The organism is Paenibacillus sp. J31R122 (assembly GCF_056269185.1).
Map to the genome: position 1 here is coordinate 49,084 of NZ_JBWDNM010000023.1, position 17,735 is coordinate 66,818.

Genomic DNA, 17,735 nt, shown 5'->3' on the forward strand with positions numbered 1-17,735 from the left:
CTCCCCCCACTAAATCCGAATAATATAATGCCAATATAACATTTTTATACGGATTTAATCAAGAACAACGTCATTCCTATGTGAGCATTCTTACCACATACACTTCTTTACAAAATCCGCGTAACCCATTATAAATACGTGAAAGCTTGGCTTCCTTCGATACAAGACCGAATACAGTAGGCCCGCTTCCCGACATTAATACGCCATCTGCCCCAAGCTTAATCATAATTTCCTTAAGCTGCATGACCTCAGGATATACGCCCAGAGTAACATTCTCCAATACATTGCCAAGCCCTTCGCATATATCATTAAAAGAGCCTCTTGCCAGCGCGTCAGTCATATTGGCGATAGATGGATGCTCCTTCAGCTCATTCGCGCGGAATCGACCGTATACGTCAGCAGTGGATACGTTGATTGGCGGCTTCGCAAGTACAACCCAGCATTGCGGCGGGTTGTCGATATGCTCAAGGCGCTCTCCGCGTCCGCGAGCAATAGCTGTTCCACCAGTTACACAGAACGGTACGTCAGAGCCTAGCTCAGCTCCAAGGCGACATAGCTCGTCCTCCGGGATTTGAAGCTTCCACAGTCGATTCAAGCCTCGAAGTGCGGCAGCTGCGTCGCTGCTTCCACCGGCAAGACCTGCAGCAACCGGTATTTTTTTGTCTAAATGAATATAAACGCCTTGTCTTACGTCATAGCGCTCTTTAATAAGCCTAGCCGCTTGAAATGCAAGGTTCTTCTCATCGAGCGGTATGTAGCCAACTTGGCTTGATATAATAATCGTATCTCTATTAAGCTCTTCCATTTCTAGACGGTCCGCGAGGTCGACCATAGTCATTATCATTTCAACCTCATGGTAGCCGTCATCACGCTTTCGCAGTACATCAAGCACCAAATTAATTTTGGCAGGAGCTTTTTCATATATTTTCATCTGATAAGTTCACCCGTTCGTCCTTAAGCTTAAACCTTATTATACCAAACGAACGCAATAAAAGCTAAGAGCTGGCGATCAACTAATTTCTGACAGCCAGCAGCTTAGCTTTTTTTAATTAATAGGAGTCCTTTTTTCCTTATGGACGATTAGATTTAGCTGCTGCTTGCTCTGCAAGTTCAATAGCTCTTTTCACCATATTTCCAGCATCCTTTGCACGGATACCGCCCCAGCCTTCTTGCTGAACTGTATCATAAAATCCAAGATCCTTAGCGAGCTCATATTTCAATTGCTCCGACATAATGCCTCGACTTCTTCGACCCATTTTTAATCCCTCCGACTCCATATTAACGACCACTGCAATTAATTAATTGCAATATACATAAACCACTAACGCCATCGTCTGGTGCAGTAGTTCCAATAGTATGCTTCAAAGCCATGTGCACAATACCCCCACAGCTCGCGTTGTGATTTGAGCAATTTACTAATCAACCATTATAAACAAAAAAAAGCGCAGATGCGATCTGCGCTAAACTGCCTCATTCGGCCATATATTAATCTATTGTTGAATATGGGCGATACGGACTTGACCCTCATCATTGCATACGGTCACTTCCACCGACTCCGTCAGTATATCCGCATAACTGTAAGAGACACGCTTAAAGGCATGCTGCTCCTCATCCAGTTTAACAATGAAAACAGAAGGGTAGATATCTTCCAACACACCGGTTCGTTCGATAGTCTTTCGTCGACCACCGTTAGCTCGAAGACGGATTTTGGAACCAACGTGAGCTTCCAAACTGCGTTTAATATCCAATAGCGCATTTTTTGCCATTGTCCACTACCACCTCTTTCCTTGTCCATTATAAACAAAAAGAGGGTAGTTGTCAAATAAGGCAAAATATTATATCAGCCGGAATATTCTCTTGTCAACGGTGATTTCACCCATTTTTTTAAAAATCATGCATATTTCACGTAAAGTTAGTTATATTAAGAAGTTGTTTTCAATGCAGACACCCCTGCCGTTACTTTCGGCTTCGGTAAACCTACTCGGAAGCGACCCATAGTTTCTATGCCGCCTACACCATCTATCCCGCTTATCGTTCCGTGAATAACATCCGCCAAGTTAATGGTGTCGCGAATCGACGTGTAGCTTGCTTTTATGGCAATATATACCGGGTCTAGAGCATGAATCAATATACGACCTGGTGAGCTGGCGAAGTTAGACCCTACCTGCAACAGCGCTTCAAAATGGGACTGACACGCTCCCGCAATAACAATCAATCCATCTCTGTTCTTCTCATACTCGCGAGCAATACGGACTGCGTTAACAAAGTTCTGTGAATTTTTGTAGCTGCTTAAACTATACAGGTCCATTGGTGTGCGATGCTTGAGCACACCATCGTGCCCCGTAATAACGACGATATCTGGTTTGATCTGCGGCAATAGACGATACAGCACTTCCGCCATCTGTGATTCATGCACATGAAGGCCATGCGAAGGGACATGCATCGTATTATACAATTGCATGCTCTTTCTCAAATAGTTGCTGTCTCCATCGAGATGGAGAACCTTGCCGGGCACCTCAAAGAATGCTTTGCTCTGATGCACCGCTTGCCGAATGTTATCTTCTGTTTCAATGGCTTGACGCTCTCTCTGAGAGTGCATCCGCTGTAAAGAGTCGTTAACTTTAATACGGACTTGCTGCACCGCTCTCGTCGATTCTGGGTCGTTTACGACCGACAGATCAGGAATCGGAGCATCCGCCAACAATCGGTAGTCCGTGCCTTTTAGTATGGCATTATGTGTACGAACAACTTCAACTCGGAACAGCACATCACCGCCATACGATTTGCGGACGACCAGGTCCCCTTGCTTCATGGGTAAATCACCTCTTCGTCTATCTTATGGGCAGGAAAGACGAATGGTGAGTACTTTATGCTGATCCCGTGTAACTACCGCCAGCCCTCTTCCAGCATACCGCGGCTTATACGTGCGAATTCCTCTAGGGAGAGTGTCTCGCCCCGGCGAATTGGATCTATTTCATTCCTCAGCAGCAGCTCATTTAAGGCCTCACGTCGCTCTTTGCCAACGAATGCGGTCAAATTATTAGCCAGTGTCTTGCGACGCTGTGCAAAACTCGCTTGAACAACTCGAAAGAAATGGTCTTCATCTGGAACATCGACAGCGGGCTTATCACGAAGCGATAGCTTTATAACCGCAGAATCAACGTTCGGCTGTGGAATAAATACGGTGTTTGGCACCATACACACGAGCTTAGGCACGCAGTAATACTGAACCGCGACGCTTAAACTGCCATAAGTCTTGCTTCCTGGCTTTGCCGCCATTCGCTCGGCTACTTCCTTCTGAATCATAACCACGATGTGCTCAAGCGGGAGACGCTTCTCAAGCAGCTTCATAAGTATAGGCGTGGTTACGTAGTAAGGCAGGTTAGCCACTACGCTAACTCCTGAAACATCGCCAAACTGATCTTCGAACAATTGCTTCAAATCGAGCTTTAACACATCGCCATGAATGACCGTTGTATGAGATTCATCCGCGAGTACCTCTCTCAGAATCGGTATAAGTCGATTATCAATCTCTACCGCTGTCACTTTGCCTGCTACCGCTGCAAGCCTCTGTGTAAGCGCACCAATGCCCGGTCCGATTTCTAGCGCGCCCTTCGTTTCATCAAGCTCTGCTGCTGTGACAATGTTGTTTAATATATTTTGGTCGATCAGAAAATTTTGTCCCAGACTCTTCTTAAAGGAGAAGCCGTATTTCGCAATTATTTCTTTTGTCCGCTTTGGTGTCGCTACTTCTAACGCCGTTTGTTTTTTTATCGCTGCCGTAATGCCCTGCTTCTGCTGTTCCAATTCGCTCATGGCTTATCCCTCCAGTTTCTCTTCCATCTCACGAAGCGCAGCCGTAAATTCCGCCTTAGAGATACGGAAGCTTGTACAGCGCTTATAAAACTGCTTACCATTCGCATAACCAATACCAAGTATTTTGCCTATGATTAATCGACGATTAGACGCGTCTGGATGCACAATCAACCCTGCTTCCATTAAGTCCTCGAAGGTTATCTCTCCCTCTTCATCTAGAGTCTCCGTACGAAGCTCTGAGAGTGCTCCGCGAATGGCTTCCGGGCTTGCATTCTCAATTCCGATATCACCTTTGTACAAAGCTTTCTCTTGTGGTAAAAAAGCATGCTTGCAGCCCGGCGCATGACGCGCAACAATTTTGCGAATTCGCTCGCCAGCATAGTCGGGATCCGTAAAAATAATAACACCGCGGCGCTCGTTAGCCAGAGCAATCCGGCGCAGTACATCCTCGCCGATCGCAGATCCGTTCGTTTCAATCGTATCCGCCTCAACTGCTCGTTTAATAGCTATAGTATCATCCTTGCCTTCAACGACAATGATCTCCTTGATCACTAAGACCATTCCCTTCCTGAATTATCACTCGCTCCAACGTCTACGGATGGCCTCAGTTGCTACTGTTACTATTAACCTAACTTGTCCGCAAACATGCAAAAAGAAGAGGCAGTGCCTCTCCTTATGATGGCATATTTAATTGCATTTTACGATATGATGATGATAACCCCTTAAATTAGCTTGCGGTAGGTTTATTCGGTCCTAATAAATAGACCGTATAACCTTTCTTCCTACCGAACTTATCCGCACTCTTGGAGCTATCAAAATAAATATCGATTTTATTGCCTTTAACGGCCCCGCCCTTATCTTCCGCGCGGCGGAAACCTATACCTTCGATGTATACCCACCAGCCAATTGGAATAACTTTCGGGTCTACCGCAATGGTCCGTCCCTCTTTAACACGGGCACCCGATGCAGTAATTCCATACTGTGGATGGCTATCATCCTTACCTGTCGACTCTACGCCTGCAGAATATGCAGTTAAGGTGAAGTTCTTAATTACTTTCTTCGCCTTGAACTTCACACCGTTCTTAGTCAGTGTTGGTACACTCTGAGTCTTATTCGAGAGCACCGATACTTTAGGCTCTTCCTTCTTTGAGCCGACTGCTACAACCTGATCGACTGATGCTGTCTGCACAACCTTGTTGACCGACTTCTTTGATACCAATACACCATCCTCATATTGGTTCTCGATTCGTTCAACAACAAGCCCTTCCTTACCGGTCTTCACGAGCTTTTCCTTACCCTTTTCCAGCGTTGGATCGTCTTTCTTTACGATAGAGAACGGCAATACATGTTTCGTTTCCGATACCTTTGTATCGACACGAACTACAGTAACCGTCGTTTCCGCATTAATGACTGATTCCAGCGGAGGTGATACTTTATCTTGACCACGAACAGGAATATTTAATTCCTCGATCGCCGCCTGCACTGTTCTCTCTGTCGTGTATACAGTCGATGCCTTGCCATCAGCCTTCACAATTACCGGTATCGCTTGAGTTACCTCAATACGATCTCCGTCCTTTATCGCCGCGTTAAGCGGCATTGACACCTCATCATGTGGTCCAATTGCGATAGCTTGTTCATCCAGTAGGCGTTGCAGGACCCATTGCTTCGTTTCAACAACGGTTTCTTGTCCATTCACTACTACGGAGACGCTTTTGACAGCCGTTCCGTACAACAACACCAAAAACATGAAAGTCATAGCGATTGAGATAATAGCACTCAAAAGAATCAAACGCAAGTTTTCACGCTTCCATCGCAATGCGAAAGACATGCTGGATGATCGTTTCCCATGGGTGTCCTTTACCTGGAATAATCCCACTTCATCGGTCCTCCTTCATAGCCCCGCCGCCAAGTGTTACGCATGATACAACTGACGCGACTATAGTATATTGGCGTGCAAGCACGCAAACCAGTAATGCTATCTAACCTCCCATCCCCATCTCTAACCCTATGTCGACAAAATCCCGTTTATTCGAAAATAAAAAGAAGCCGTCGACAGAGGATCTGTTTCGTGGCTTCCCGGGTTTTTACACTAGGGATACAAAAAAAATGGGCACGAGGTTTGATCACTCTCTATAAACGCTTACGAGGTTAGCTGACGGGTTCGGGCAAGAGAGCAGCCCTATTCGTAGTACAATGCTCATGGCATCGGCTAAGAAATTCACCCCTGAAGAATTCAAAATGCGGTAATTTTTCCCGCACCTGGTTCCCCCGCTCTCCGAATGGAGATTAAGCGCAAACTGGAAATCCAATACAAAAGTTTAATGCTCTGAGATGAATCATACCTTCATCTGCGCCTAGTTGTAAAGATGCGATAAAAGACGATTTTAGCTAAAAAGAGGGGTAAAGACGGTAAAAATCGGCGATTACCTCTATAAAAATTAGTTTTTACGCCCTAAATGTCTCTAATTCTCTCGAATTCACGTATTATCAATCAATGTTGAAACATTTTTTACCATTTTCACTCGTAATTGATGCGATTTCATCTACTGTTTTGCCCAGTAATTCAGCTATCGTCTCTGCTACACGAGACACATATGCTGACTCATTTCGCTTCCCTCGAAATGGACTTGGAGCTAAATATGGGGCATCGGTTTCGATCAATAATCGGTCGAGCGGAACCCTCTTCACTACCTCTTTTGGAACGCGAGCATTTTGGAAAGTAACAGGACCGCCGAATGAAATATAAAAGTTCATATCTAAGCATTGCTTAGCTGTCTCCCAGCTTCCTGAGAAGCAATGCATCACACCGCCGACCTCTGCTGCATTTTCTTCCTGAAGAATACGAATGACATCCTCATGCGCATCTCGGTTATGAATAACAATAGGTTTTCCAACCTTGCGCGCAAGTCTAATTTGTTCACGAAATACACGCTGCTGCACTTCTTTAGGCGACGTATCCCAGTGATAATCCAGTCCAATCTCTCCAATGGCAACGACCTTCTCATGAGAGCACAGCCGCTCGATCCATTCCAAATCCTCTGGTAGCATATCTATGCTGTCCACGGGGTGCCAGCCGACAGCCGCATAAATAAAATCATACTGCTCCGCAAGCGCCATAGTCGTGGGAATCGTTTCACGATTAAAGCCTATATTTACAAGCATATGTACACCTGCGGCTCTTGCGCGTTCTATAACCTCTGTACGGTCCTCGTCAAACTTGGTCGAGTCTAGATGTGTATGGGTATCAAACAGTAATGTCATGTTAGTGTCAGGCTCCTTTAGTCCAGCTTGAATAATTTTTTTAACGAAGCGCTTAATAAATGCGCAGATTGTTTTAACGGCTCCTCTGGATAATACAAATGATATTGCCCTTGATGCAGGCCGGTAATAGAACGAACAATGTCGGATTTGGCAGATATTTCACTTATTTCTCCTTGGCCATCTAACAACAAAATCGGCGCTTTTCCTTCCTTTTCTCCCTCTTTTTTATCCGGTCGATACACGTCATATGGCAGGTCAAATGGGAAATCAATCATCATATGATAATCAGGATGTAAACCGATAGAAGAGAAGCCATCACTTATTTCATTTAATAGTGCTTCATCCGGGTTTTCAATCGTAATATATTTATATAATTTACGATTCATGAAACGGTCGCATAAGTCACTCAGAATAGTATCATTTTCTTCCGCCCACTGCGTAAAGACCGTTTGAACAAGAGCTTCATCCAGCTTCAAATAATCATATACGGTCAACGTATTGTTCAGTAGACACATCAATGAGTTAGGCAGCCACTCAAAGACATAGCCGCTCGCGTAAAGCTCCTGAGCCCTCTTGAATATTTGCCGTAAAATAATCTCAGAACTTCTTGTTACTGGATGGAAGTAAATCTGCCAATACATCTGATATCGTGACATTAAATAATGTTCTACCGCATGCATACCGCTTTCCTTCACTACAATTTGTCCTTTATATGGGCGCAATACACGCAAAATACGTTCTAAATCAAATGTCCCGTAATTTACACCTGTAAAATAGGCATCTCTCAACAAATAGTCCATACGATCTGCATCCATCTGACTAGAAATGAGACTAACTACGATCGGCTTCGGATATGTCTTCTTAATAACCGAAGAAACCTTCTGAGGAAAATCATCGGATACAGAACGCAGTACACGATTGATTTCAGTATCTTCTAATATTATATTGCACGTCCATTGCTCATGGTCCGTATCGAATACTTCTTCTAAAGAGTGTGAGAACGGACCATGACCGACATCGTGCAAGAGCGCCGCGCATAACGATACTAGCCGCTCCTCTTTAGGCCAGTCTGGAAAGTGATTTCGTTCGAACTGAGAAATAATTTTTCGTGTTATTTCATATACACCAAGTGAGTGTGAAAACCGACTATGCTCCGCCCCGTGAAAGGTTAAAAAGGATGCGCCTAATTGACGAATTCTACGTAATCTTTGAAATTCTTTCGTATTAATCAATTCCCAAATCGTTTGGTCCTGTACATAAATATAGTTATGAACAGGATCCTTAAATACCTTCTCTTCCGTTAGCTGTTCCTTCATCATTATCTCATCTCCTTCGTTCATACTTTCGACACAAACAGCGTGTATTATGTCGAATAGTGTCGTAAATTAGTTTCCAAAATATCAAAGCTGTTGTATTGTAATACATAGTAATACGCCCTTTACAGCTAGTCAAATTGTTATCCTATCAGCTATTATAGCGATATTTATGTTGACTATTTTGGGAATCGTTGGTATTATAGTATTCATAAAAGCAAAAACTATGTCGAACTATGGCGAATATATTTTTAAAGGAGAACTGCTAGATTATGATGAAATCTACTGGTATTGTTCGTAAGGTTGATGAACTAGGACGTGTAGTTATTCCGATCGAGCTGCGTCGCACACTTGGAATTGGCGAGAAGGACGCACTTGAGATTTATGTAGATGGCGAGCGTATTATGTTGAAGAAATACGAGCCCGCATGTATCTTCTGTGGTAACGCAGAAAGCGTATCTTATTTCAAAGGAAAAATAATTTGTCATATTTGTCTTTCTGAGATGCCTGCACCTGTGACAAAATAAAAAAAATAAGTTATAATGAAATTATCTACTTGTTAATTCTAACCTTTTTATATTTCCTTGATGCCTTCCTGCGCTAGAACCCGGCCAGGAAGGTCTTTTTTTTTGCCCAAAATAGCATACCCTATCTGTTCACTTCATTATATACATCGCGCTTCGGTAATCCTCGATCTACTGCTGCTTTCTTAATCGCTTCTTTCCGATCATATTGCTCTTCGTAATGGGCAACATGAGCAAAAATATCTAATTCCGACCACCACATATCACCTTGTGCTTGTCCTGTCTGATCTGATTGCCCAGCACCATCAATTACGATGCAAAATTCACCTAACGGAGGGTGCTCAGCAAACCACTCTATACATTCTGTTACACTTCCTCGGACTGCCTCTTCATGCTTTTTCGTTAACTCTCGTACTAATGCGATGCGACGATCTCCTAGACATTCCAATATAACGTCTAACGTCTTACAAATTCGATGCGGCGATTCATAAAAAACTAATGTTCCTGTCTGTGTGCTTATTTCTTGAAGCCATTTTATTAATGTTTTACGCTCTCGTGGAGGAAAACCGGTAAATAGAAAACGATCCGTAGGCAAACCTGACATGATAAGTGCTGACAGCGCCGCATTTGCACCTGGAAGAGGAATAACCGCAATATCATGCTCTACTGCATCTCTCACGAGATCAGCCCCTGGATCAGATATAGCCGGCAAACCCGCGTCACTTACAAGCGCAATCGATTGACCTTCCAGCAGCAATCTTATTAGCTCAGGCCCGCTTGCTCGTTTATTATGCTCATGATAGCTAACGATTCGGGTACCAATTTCAAAATGAGTGAGAAGCTTGCGCGTCTGCCTCGTATCTTCCGCAGCGATTAGATCAACCTCCTTCAAGATACGTATCGCCCGAAAGGTCATATCCTCCAGGTTTCCTATAGGTGTTGCCACTAAATAGAGACAACCTGCTGATCTATTAGCTGCTTCTGAGAAGCTCTTCTGTATATTCAAACGATCTGCACTCCTTTCTCATACACCATAATTGGCGGCAGTAATTTAATATCAGGCTTCCCATCACGCATCGCTTCTATTAGGACCATATTTGCTTCCGCATTTGCATTGGGATGAACAAATTGAATACGTTTGGGTTCTAGGCGCCATTTTCTCATCGTTTCTACAATATCGAGCAGCCTAGATGGTCGGTGGACCATCGATACTTTTCCTCCTGGACGCACAAGCTTCGTACAAGCCTCTGCTACGTCTTCTAGCGTACAGTGAATTTCATGTCGTGCTATCGCATAATGTTCATTTTCATTCTGCTCACCGGCTGTTACAGGCATGTATGGTGGATTTACTGTAATTGCATCATAAACACCATTTCCCGCTTGCTTAGGATACAGTCTTAAATCTTGTTCGATTATTGTAATTTGTTCGCCCAATTGATTTAACGCAACGCTTCTTCTTGCCATATCAGCCAATCTTGGCTGAATTTCTACCGCATCGATGCGAGCATTGGTTCTCGTAGATAGGAGCATTGGAATTACACCATTGCCTGTACATAAATCAGCAATACGTCCGTGCTTTGGAATACTTGCGAACTTGGATAGCAATACCGCATCCAATGAAAAGCTGAATACTTCCCTACTTTGTATAATCTTCAAGCCATTATCCGTCATTAAATCATCAAGCCGTTCATTTTCAGCTAAGGTTATTTGTTCCGACACGTTTCTGCCGCTCCTTTTATCGTTAAGGTGTTCTTTAAGAAAATAGCCATAATCAAGCGTCAACGGCTGTCGCCGTCCTATACGGCCAAAGCATTTGTTTCGCGGAGATGTATAAGTACATTTATAAGTGAAAACTTATAAATTTTTATATTTTAAAAAAAAATACCGCCCTTGCGGCAAGGACGGCGGTTAAAATGGATTCCACTATTTATTTAGAAAGGATAAACAGAATAAACAGTCACCCTCCGTCCGCAGATGCCCGTAATAAACGTTGCATATGTGGAATCCTTCGTGGTACAACCGCGTTAAATTGTCATGGCCTTCTCCTATAGCTATGCCTGCTTCTGCAAACGCATCCTCATTAAGAGCTTGTCTCTCATGACGCTTCGTGGCTTGTTCACCTTTAGCAGGAGCAAGAATTGCTTCCCGCTGTAGATCTGTCTCTCTCTTAAACACTTGACGCAGCTGGTTATTTTCCTCACTTAGACGCTTATTATCTTCAAGCAGCTCTTTTACCTTCTGCTTCAAAGCGGTAAGCTCGGCATGAAATGCACCGACTCGATTATCCAGCTCATCCATTTGAATGAATATATCTTTCTTCTCCAAGTTCCCACCCCAGAACTTCAAGCGTGAGTGTTACCTCACCCGTGAGAATCGAACGCTGTCTTCTTAATGTCTACTTTATGACTACATCATCCATAGACAGTTCTTTCGGTTTACCTGGTGTATCAAATAACTGTACATACACACTTTTTGTAGATGTATTAATACCAGTAACCTTACCTTCTCCGTATGAGGTAACAACGAACTTCCCAATTGCAGGAAGCTCCTCTCTAATGCTTTCATAATTATCATGCTCATACTTCAAGCAACACATGAGTCGCCCGCATAATCCCGATATTTTCGTGGGATTTAACGATAAATTCTGATCCTTGGCCATCTTAATAGATACTGGCTCAAAATCTCCTAGCCATGATGAACAGCATAATACTCGTCCACACGGACCGATTCCGCCAAGCATTTTCGCTTCATCGCGAACACCTATTTGACGAAGCTCGATTCTAGTACGGAATACGCTTGCTAAATCCTTAACTAGCTCACGAAAATCGACTCTGCCTTCCGCTGTAAAATAAAAAATTATTTTATTGCGATCAAACGTGAACTCTACGTCCACTAGCTTCATTCGAAGCTGGTGACCTTTAATTTTTTCAAGACAAGTACCAAATGCATTTTTAGCCGCTGTTCGGTTCTCTTCTACAACCTTAGCATCAACATCGCTTGCTATTCGGATTACTTTCTTGAGAGGAAGGACGACATCCGATTCACCAACCTGCTTTTGTCCCACCACTACTTTACCATATTCGATTCCACGTGCAGTTTCTACAATGACATGCTCGTCCTTGTTCACGGGATGTTCGACTGGGTCAAAGTAATAAATCTTGCCCGCTTTCTTGAAGCGGACACCGACCACATTATACAAGGATTAGCCCTCCTGTAAGTTTACCATAAGTTGCTCGAATGCAAGCTGTGGCGTCACGTTCGCACGTATTCGTTTACTTGCTTCAAGCGTATGCTCTATGCAGGACACCCAGCCTGCGAATGATCGATTAAAGGCGTGCTTGCCTATCCAATCTAACTGATCTATAAAAACGATGTTGTCCTGCCTTCCGGCCTGGAACTGTATCAAATCTTTAAACCATACAACTAATAATGACAACAGCAATTGTGTATGCTCAACTAAATCTGTTTTAAATAACTGCTGCCCAGCAGTGATTATCGCCGCGGTGAATCGGGTCAAACTCTCCTTACCTAATTGTATCACTAGGTTTCGGATTTCTGCAAACTGATTCTGTTGGAGAAATTGTCTAGCGCCGCCTAACCCAGCTGATAATTGAACAGCTACACGAGCTAATAATGCTGGCGCGCCTTCTGCTACAAGCGTTTGCAGCATATGCTCAGGTGACATTGGTAAAAATGGAACCCATTGTGTTCTTGAGCGGATTGTAGGCAAAACAGCTTGGCTATTATCAGTGATCAATATAGCAACAACTGATGATACAGGCTCTTCCAAAAATTTTAGTAAACTATTGGCAGCTTGTATCGTCATCTTGTCCGCTTGTTCAATCATATATATTTTACGATTAGTACCGCTATTACGATAGGAGAAATCACGCTGAAGCTCCCGAATCTGGTCAATCTTAATAGATTGACCGTCTGGAGCTACTGTAATTAAATCCAATTGATTGCCATTCTCGAACTTTCGGCATTCGATGCACTCGCCACATGCCTCCACTCTGCCAGAAACACAAAATAATGCTTTTGCGAATTCACGGGCCATTTCCATTCTTCCAGTTCCCGAGGGACCGTGAAATAAATAGGCATGTGAGATTTTGCCGCTCCGCAGCGAATTCTTCAAAATACGCTCTGCTTTCCATTGTCCGGATACTTGTTCAAGGCTCATAACCGTTCAAAACCTTTCCTTGCTTGCTTTCATATATTAACGGATTTCTTACCTTTTAAAATAGCAAATTGATAAGAAGGCCGCGTATCTCGCCCATCTTGGCCAACAAGTCTATTCTACCCTGTTCGCTGTCCAGTAAATCTTCAGCCATCAAAATAAGTGTTGCATCAATTTCATCCAACAATTTATATCTTTTTATACGTCCTCTGCGATCAAAGCCTCTGACTTCCTTTAGAACGACGCCTCTCCTAATCGTATCCTCCAAAAACTTCTTAACCATCTGCCGATATAATTTCAACTCGCGAACCGTCATAATTTTTGCTAATCGATCACCTTGAAGTTGAATATCCTGTATCTTCTGCTGCAGCTGCTCCTGCGTCCGATTGGCATCCTGCTGTACCATAACATCGGCAAAGTTTCTAGGCTGAATCGACTTCGTCCCCGAATCATTATTAGCGCGATTTTGTCCTAAAGGACGAAAACTTTGGTCAATTTTCATCGAATATCACGCCCATTCAAAAATGTTCAAAACGTTCGACTGGAACAACGAATACCGCCGCACCGCCAACCTGTACCTCTACAGGAAAAGGAATGTAAGAATCTGACGATCCACCCATTGGGGACACTGGTGTAACTAATTGATCACGTACCTTGCAGTTCGAATTAATGACTTGGAGCACTTCATGTACACGTTCGTCCTCAATGCCGATCATAAACGTCGTATTACCCGCGCGTAGAAACCCACCAGTACTTGCGAGCTTGGTCGCTCTAAAACCACCACGCACCAATGCATTCGACAATCGGTTACTGTCCTTATCCTGGATAATCGCAATTACTAATTTCATCTTCATTCCCCCCTGATTACTATTAGCATTACAATTTGACATCGGTTGCAAAAAATCCTGCAAATCGACTGTCAATAACAGCTAAAACGTCATCAAATACCTTTTCCGGACTTTGCTCCGCATTTATTAGAACTATTCGATCAGAATGCTGCCTTAACAGCTGCATATACCCTTCGCGTACAAGCTCATGGAAAGAATGCTGTTCAAGATCCAAACGATTTACTTCTCTATCTGCTGCCTGTGCTATGCGAGTAAGCCCCACTTCAGGGGATACATCCATATAGATTGTTAGCTCAGGCATAACATTATGAATAGCAAAACGATTGATGTCCCATACTTCATCTATCCCTAGCCCTCTTGCATAGCCTTGATAAGCAAGACTGCTATCTACGAAGCGATCACATATAACGAATAGACCTTTCTCTAATGCGGGTACAACCTTTTCCACTAAATGCTGTCTTCGAGCTGCAGCATATAGAAGCGCTTCCGTTCTTGCATCCATATTTGTATGGCTTCTGTCTAAAATAACAGTGCGAATCTGTTCGGCGATTGGAATTCCACCAGGCTCTCTCGTCGTCATGACCGATTTTCCCCTATTGTGCATTCTATTCGACAACTGCTCGATCAGTGTCGATTTGCCCGCGCCTTCGCCGCCTTCTATCGTGATGAAAATACCTTTTTTCAATATAAGGCTTCTCCTAACATGTAAGTTAATTATACTATAACAAAGCCTATCCCCTTGTACAATGAACATTTATAGGATCACAAAATCTACTCCTCTAATCTTCACTATTCGTGTATACAGCTATTGTCGATAGTGAAGGGTCCAGTGCACCCTGAAACTTCGCTCCTGCAGTCGAAAGCTGTTGTATTTGCATAAGAATTGCTGAAGATATTATTTCACCTGGATATAAAATACTAATACCTGGAGGGTACGGTGTTACCATTTCTGCGGCGATTCGATGTTCTGCACTTATTATAGGAACTCGTATACTTTCCTTATTCTTAAACCTTCCCCGCGCAAATAAAACAGCCTTTGGCAGTGAAATTGCTAAATCTACATGAGAAAAAGAATGCTTCGTCTGCGTCACTAACTTCTTTTGCTGTGATCGTGCACCACTAAAAGTATGCGAGTTGTTTATCGCGACAATTGCTTTTTGAAGCTTGTCTATGTCTTCTAATGATGTCTGAATGCCAAAAATCAGCACAACAAAACGCGGATCTGCCATTTCTGCAAAGCAACCATATTCCTCAAGACGACGCTGAAGCTCAAAACCAGTTAATATACCGCTGTTATCATAAATGATTACCCTTAACGGATCGCACCAATCAACCGCCGGATCATCAGTACTTAATTTTACCCCTACTGCCTGTATGAATGATGAACTTTCCTTCATCCACTTTCGAAAAGAATTAGCTGAAATTAAGCTTTGTTCAAATAACTGATCCCCCAGTGAATCAATCATTGCTCGGGAAATATCTAATGAAGCAAGAATCGGAAAAGATGGGCTTGAGCTTTGAATCATAGCTAGAGACTGGCTTAGAATATCTCTTTGAATCCTACCTCCTTGAACATGAAGCATCGCACCCATTGTTAGAGCCGGCAACGTTTTATGCGCAGATTGAATGACTGCATCTGCTCCTGCTGCAAGAGCTGACTGTGGCAAGCAAGTGTGAAAGCCATAATGCGCGCCATGCGCTTCATCCACGATTAACGGCTTCCCATACTGATGAGCGAGATCCGCATATGCTTTTAGATGAACACCCCTGCCATAGTAGCTCGGATTAGATAAAAATACAGCCTTTGCCTCCGGATACATTCTCAATGCTTCTTCAAGCTGCTGCAAGGAAGGTACGGTTGCAAGTGAAGTATCCCCCTCTACTTGGGGCGTCAAGAAAACAGCTGCAGCTCCAGCAAGCTTCAGACCATTAATAATCGATTTATGTACATTCCTCTGAACAATGATCTGATCACCAGGTTCACAAACCGTCAGTATCATCGCTATATTTCCGGATGTACTGCCTCCAACAAGAAAATATGTATCATCTGCTCCAAAGCAATCTGCTGCAAGCTGCTGCGCTTCTTTAATAGAAGCTTCAGGATGATGTAGATCATCTGTTGTAGACAATTCGGTCACATCAAGCTGCATAACAGCTGAGAACCACAGTGCTGGATTATATGGAGAATCCATCAATTGATTGAATGATTGTAATGCTATCCCATAATGATGACCAGGAACATGAAAGCCTAAAGGCTTGGATTTAGAATGATGGATTAGAGCTTCAAATAGCGGTGCTTTAAAAGGCTTCATTTAACAGGACATTCCTCTCTCGTAAAATCATCACATTTCCCAACTATGTTCTATTGTAACTCAATTAATACGCAAAAAAAGAGCAGCTTCTGAAGTCAGAAACTGCTCAAGCATTTTTCTCAAGAAATATTTGCTTCATTTGATGAATAAAAAAAGGATATTTATCATCCTTTACATCCGTATGAACCATTTCTGTTTCACAAGCCTCACAAATAAATTCTGAAACAATACGGATTCCTTCACCTTCAGCCTTTAATTGGCCGCATATAATACAATTGTGCACGCGATTACCATTCATAGCAATCCCCGCTTTCTTATGCATTCCTATATAGCTATTATTATGACACATACTCTATCTATTTATACTTGTTTCATAGCACATTTCAAATATTTATATAGCGTATGCAGCCCATAGGCTAATGGTGACAGCATTCTGAAAAAATGTTTCACTAAAACTATGGACAGATTCCTTCTAAATACCGATATAGTTAACGAGGGTTTATGTTCATTTGGGAAGGACGTTCATCATGCGCCAACCATTATCCGATCAGAAAAATGCTACAATTTATCAATACCAGCTTAAGAAGCGCAAAATCATTCGGACCGAGCTCATTCAGAGTTATTTACTAATCGCTGCAATATTTCTCGCCGTTCAAATGCTCATGTACAAAATGGATGGGCTTTTCTCATGGCTGTTCGGGTTTGCAGTTATACAAATCGTCCATATCGTTATTTTACTATTAACCTTCATTCGAGTAGATGAAGCAGCAGATAGGAAGTGGATATGGCGAATTAATCCCCCTTGGATAGGCTTCAAACCAGCTAATGACATTAAGCTATCGCTCTTCCGAAGAGTTCATCGTCATTTATTCTGGATTGGCTTATGCGCGATCGCACTTCTATATCCCTGGATTAAAGAATCGTTAATGATTAGTATGATTAGCTGGCATCTATGGCTGCTCATCCCACGTCTCTTATTATCCTTCTCCTTCCGTAAGGAGCCCAAGGATGGTGTCCTGCGCCTTCAATTTAGAGAAGCATCATATTATACTCGATAATACAAAAGCCTCACACGCTCTTTTGAAGCGTATGGGGCTTTTGTTTATACAAGAATACAACAAAAAACCTATCGCATACATGCGATAGGTCATTCGTGCTTGGCGACGTCCTACTCTCCCAGGACCCTGCGGTCCAAGTACCATCGGCGCTGAAGGGCTTAACGGTCGTGTTCGGTATGGGAACGCGTGGTTCCCCTTCGCCATCGCCACCAAACTAGATTATTTGTTGAATCGCTCCAACAATAAACCAACAAGGCGTTGCGCCCTGAAAACTGGATACGAAAGTAGTCTTCCTGAACCTTAGCTGTTTGTCTACCGGATGTATGGGTCCATGCAAACTTTTTTAGGATAAGCCCTCGACCGATTAGTATTCGTCAGCTCCACACATTGCTGTGCTTCCACCCCGAACCTATCAACCTCGTCGTC

At 43.1% G+C, this 17,735-nt stretch carries 21 protein-coding genes, 2 rRNA genes and 1 riboswitch; of the genes, 2 read left to right on the plus strand and 21 right to left on the minus strand.

What is annotated here, in order from left to right:
- Window positions 1-76: 76 nt before the first annotated feature.
- The 9 genes from ispE to AC0YN7_RS27315 all read right to left on the minus strand — a co-directional run bounded on the left by ispE (window position 77) and on the right by AC0YN7_RS27315 (window position 8,393).
- On the minus strand, window positions 77-931 hold the full coding sequence (ispE, locus tag AC0YN7_RS27275; protein ID WP_475813175.1) for a 4-(cytidine 5'-diphospho)-2-C-methyl-D-erythritol kinase: 855 nt from the start codon (window positions 929-931) through the stop codon (window positions 77-79).
- Between the two features lie 139 nt (window positions 932-1,070).
- Window positions 1,071-1,256, minus strand: coding sequence for a small, acid-soluble spore protein, alpha/beta type (locus AC0YN7_RS27280; RefSeq protein ID WP_475813176.1), 186 nt, complete (start codon window positions 1,254-1,256; stop codon window positions 1,071-1,073).
- Between the two features lie 234 nt (window positions 1,257-1,490).
- The gene (veg, locus tag AC0YN7_RS27285; protein WP_475813177.1) at window positions 1,491-1,766 is read right to left on the minus strand and encodes a biofilm formation stimulator Veg; all 276 of its coding nucleotides are present in this window, start codon (window positions 1,764-1,766) and stop codon (window positions 1,491-1,493) included.
- A gap of 155 nt (window positions 1,767-1,921) precedes the next feature.
- Entirely contained in the window at window positions 1,922-2,812 is an 891-nt protein-coding gene (yabG, locus tag AC0YN7_RS27290) for a sporulation peptidase YabG (protein WP_475813178.1), read from the minus strand.
- 74 nt (window positions 2,813-2,886) lie between these two features.
- Window positions 2,887-3,816 carry a 16S rRNA (adenine(1518)-N(6)/adenine(1519)-N(6))-dimethyltransferase RsmA gene (rsmA, locus tag AC0YN7_RS27295; RefSeq protein ID WP_475813179.1) on the minus strand — a complete coding sequence of 310 codons (930 nt, stop codon included), beginning with the start codon at window positions 3,814-3,816 and terminating at the stop codon, window positions 2,887-2,889.
- Window positions 3,817-3,819: 3 nt separating this feature from the next.
- On the minus strand, window positions 3,820-4,368 hold the full coding sequence (gene rnmV, locus AC0YN7_RS27300; RefSeq protein WP_475813180.1) for a ribonuclease M5: 549 nt from the start codon (window positions 4,366-4,368) through the stop codon (window positions 3,820-3,822).
- A gap of 175 nt (window positions 4,369-4,543) precedes the next feature.
- Window positions 4,544-5,692, minus strand: a complete 1,149-nt coding sequence (locus tag AC0YN7_RS27305) for a ubiquitin-like domain-containing protein (RefSeq protein WP_475813181.1) — start codon at window positions 5,690-5,692, stop codon at window positions 4,544-4,546.
- Between the two features lie 245 nt (window positions 5,693-5,937).
- Window positions 5,938-6,119: riboswitch (cyclic di-AMP (ydaO/yuaA leader) on the minus strand.
- A gap of 184 nt (window positions 6,120-6,303) precedes the next feature.
- Window positions 6,304-7,077, minus strand: a complete 774-nt coding sequence (locus AC0YN7_RS27310) for a TatD family hydrolase (protein WP_475813182.1) — start codon at window positions 7,075-7,077, stop codon at window positions 6,304-6,306.
- A 17-nt stretch (window positions 7,078-7,094) separates the two neighbouring features.
- Window positions 7,095-8,393 (minus strand): HD domain-containing protein, encoded by a 1,299-nt coding sequence (locus AC0YN7_RS27315; RefSeq protein WP_475813194.1) that lies wholly within the window; start codon window positions 8,391-8,393, stop codon window positions 7,095-7,097.
- 269 nt (window positions 8,394-8,662) lie between these two features.
- Between AC0YN7_RS27315 and AC0YN7_RS27320 the strand changes: the two genes are divergently transcribed.
- Window positions 8,663-8,917: an AbrB/MazE/SpoVT family DNA-binding domain-containing protein gene (locus tag AC0YN7_RS27320; RefSeq protein WP_475813183.1), complete on the plus strand. Its 255-nt coding sequence runs from the start codon at window positions 8,663-8,665 to the stop codon at window positions 8,915-8,917.
- 121 nt (window positions 8,918-9,038) lie between these two features.
- Here the strand turns inward: AC0YN7_RS27320 and rsmI are convergent, their stop codons facing one another.
- The 10 genes from rsmI to AC0YN7_RS27370 all read right to left on the minus strand — a co-directional run bounded on the left by rsmI (window position 9,039) and on the right by AC0YN7_RS27370 (window position 16,549).
- Window positions 9,039-9,920, minus strand: a complete 882-nt coding sequence (gene rsmI, locus AC0YN7_RS27325) for a 16S rRNA (cytidine(1402)-2'-O)-methyltransferase (protein WP_475813184.1) — start codon at window positions 9,918-9,920, stop codon at window positions 9,039-9,041.
- The gene (locus AC0YN7_RS27330) at window positions 9,917-10,585 is read right to left on the minus strand and encodes a tRNA1(Val) (adenine(37)-N6)-methyltransferase (protein WP_475813195.1); all 669 of its coding nucleotides are present in this window, start codon (window positions 10,583-10,585) and stop codon (window positions 9,917-9,919) included. The genes rsmI and AC0YN7_RS27330 overlap by 4 nt, the downstream gene beginning before the upstream one ends.
- A gap of 252 nt (window positions 10,586-10,837) precedes the next feature.
- Window positions 10,838-11,239, minus strand: a complete 402-nt coding sequence (locus AC0YN7_RS27335) for an initiation-control protein YabA (protein ID WP_475813185.1) — start codon at window positions 11,237-11,239, stop codon at window positions 10,838-10,840.
- A 70-nt stretch (window positions 11,240-11,309) separates the two neighbouring features.
- Window positions 11,310-12,113, minus strand: a complete 804-nt coding sequence (locus tag AC0YN7_RS27340) for a PSP1 domain-containing protein (protein WP_475813186.1) — start codon at window positions 12,111-12,113, stop codon at window positions 11,310-11,312.
- Between the two features lie 3 nt (window positions 12,114-12,116).
- Window positions 12,117-13,094: a DNA polymerase III subunit delta' gene (gene holB / locus AC0YN7_RS27345; protein ID WP_475813187.1), complete on the minus strand. Its 978-nt coding sequence runs from the start codon at window positions 13,092-13,094 to the stop codon at window positions 12,117-12,119.
- 55 nt (window positions 13,095-13,149) lie between these two features.
- Entirely contained in the window at window positions 13,150-13,593 is a 444-nt protein-coding gene (locus AC0YN7_RS27350; RefSeq protein ID WP_475813188.1) for a YaaR family protein, read from the minus strand.
- A 16-nt stretch (window positions 13,594-13,609) separates the two neighbouring features.
- Window positions 13,610-13,939, minus strand: coding sequence for a cyclic-di-AMP receptor (locus tag AC0YN7_RS27355; protein ID WP_475813189.1), 330 nt, complete (start codon window positions 13,937-13,939; stop codon window positions 13,610-13,612).
- A gap of 28 nt (window positions 13,940-13,967) precedes the next feature.
- A complete protein-coding gene (gene tmk, locus AC0YN7_RS27360; RefSeq protein WP_475813190.1) occupies window positions 13,968-14,624 on the minus strand; it encodes a dTMP kinase in 657 nt (218 codons plus the stop codon).
- A gap of 94 nt (window positions 14,625-14,718) precedes the next feature.
- Window positions 14,719-16,251: an aminotransferase class I/II-fold pyridoxal phosphate-dependent enzyme gene (locus tag AC0YN7_RS27365; RefSeq protein WP_475813191.1), complete on the minus strand. Its 1,533-nt coding sequence runs from the start codon at window positions 16,249-16,251 to the stop codon at window positions 14,719-14,721.
- 106 nt (window positions 16,252-16,357) lie between these two features.
- Window positions 16,358-16,549 (minus strand): sigma factor G inhibitor Gin, encoded by a 192-nt coding sequence (locus AC0YN7_RS27370; RefSeq protein ID WP_475813192.1) that lies wholly within the window; start codon window positions 16,547-16,549, stop codon window positions 16,358-16,360.
- Window positions 16,550-16,778: 229 nt separating this feature from the next.
- On the opposite strand from AC0YN7_RS27370, the gene AC0YN7_RS27375 reads away from it, so the two are divergent.
- Window positions 16,779-17,309, plus strand: coding sequence for a transposase (locus AC0YN7_RS27375; RefSeq protein WP_475813193.1), 531 nt, complete (start codon window positions 16,779-16,781; stop codon window positions 17,307-17,309).
- A gap of 97 nt (window positions 17,310-17,406) precedes the next feature.
- Here the strand turns inward: AC0YN7_RS27375 and rrf are convergent.
- Window positions 17,407-17,523, minus strand: a 5S ribosomal RNA gene (gene rrf / locus AC0YN7_RS27380).
- Between the two features lie 130 nt (window positions 17,524-17,653).
- Window positions 17,654-17,735: ribosomal RNA gene (locus tag AC0YN7_RS27385) — 23S ribosomal RNA — on the minus strand; the annotation flags it as partial.

Bases quoted from the DNA above. Each gene is read 5' to 3' on its own strand.
- ispE (WP_475813175.1), bottom strand. From the start codon at position 931: ATGAAAATATATGAAAAAGCTCCTGCCAAAATTAATTTGGTGCTTGAT.
- AC0YN7_RS27280 (WP_475813176.1), bottom strand. From the start codon at position 1,256: ATGGGTCGAAGAAGTCGAGGCATTATGTCGGAGCAATTGAAATATGAG.
- veg (WP_475813177.1), bottom strand. From the start codon at position 1,766: ATGGCAAAAAATGCGCTATTGGATATTAAACGCAGTTTGGAAGCTCAC.
- yabG (WP_475813178.1), bottom strand. From the start codon at position 2,812: ATGAAGCAAGGGGACCTGGTCGTCCGCAAATCGTATGGCGGTGATGTG.
- rsmA (WP_475813179.1), bottom strand. From the start codon at position 3,816: ATGAGCGAATTGGAACAGCAGAAGCAGGGCATTACGGCAGCGATAAAA.
- AC0YN7_RS27310 (WP_475813182.1), bottom strand. From the start codon at position 7,077: ATGACATTACTGTTTGATACCCATACACATCTAGACTCGACCAAGTTT.
- AC0YN7_RS27315 (WP_475813194.1), bottom strand. From the start codon at position 8,393: ATGAAGGAACAGCTAACGGAAGAGAAGGTATTTAAGGATCCTGTTCAT.
- AC0YN7_RS27320 (WP_475813183.1), top strand. From the start codon at position 8,663: ATGATGAAATCTACTGGTATTGTTCGTAAGGTTGATGAACTAGGACGT.
- AC0YN7_RS27330 (WP_475813195.1), bottom strand. From the start codon at position 10,585: ATGACGGATAATGGCTTGAAGATTATACAAAGTAGGGAAGTATTCAGC.
- holB (WP_475813187.1), bottom strand. From the start codon at position 13,094: ATGAGCCTTGAACAAGTATCCGGACAATGGAAAGCAGAGCGTATTTTG.
- AC0YN7_RS27350 (WP_475813188.1), bottom strand. From the start codon at position 13,593: ATGAAAATTGACCAAAGTTTTCGTCCTTTAGGACAAAATCGCGCTAAT.
- AC0YN7_RS27355 (WP_475813189.1), bottom strand. From the start codon at position 13,939: ATGAAATTAGTAATTGCGATTATCCAGGATAAGGACAGTAACCGATTG.
- AC0YN7_RS27365 (WP_475813191.1), bottom strand. From the start codon at position 16,251: ATGAAGCCTTTTAAAGCACCGCTATTTGAAGCTCTAATCCATCATTCT.
- AC0YN7_RS27370 (WP_475813192.1), bottom strand. From the start codon at position 16,549: ATGAATGGTAATCGCGTGCACAATTGTATTATATGCGGCCAATTAAAG.
- AC0YN7_RS27375 (WP_475813193.1), top strand. From the start codon at position 16,779: ATGCGCCAACCATTATCCGATCAGAAAAATGCTACAATTTATCAATAC.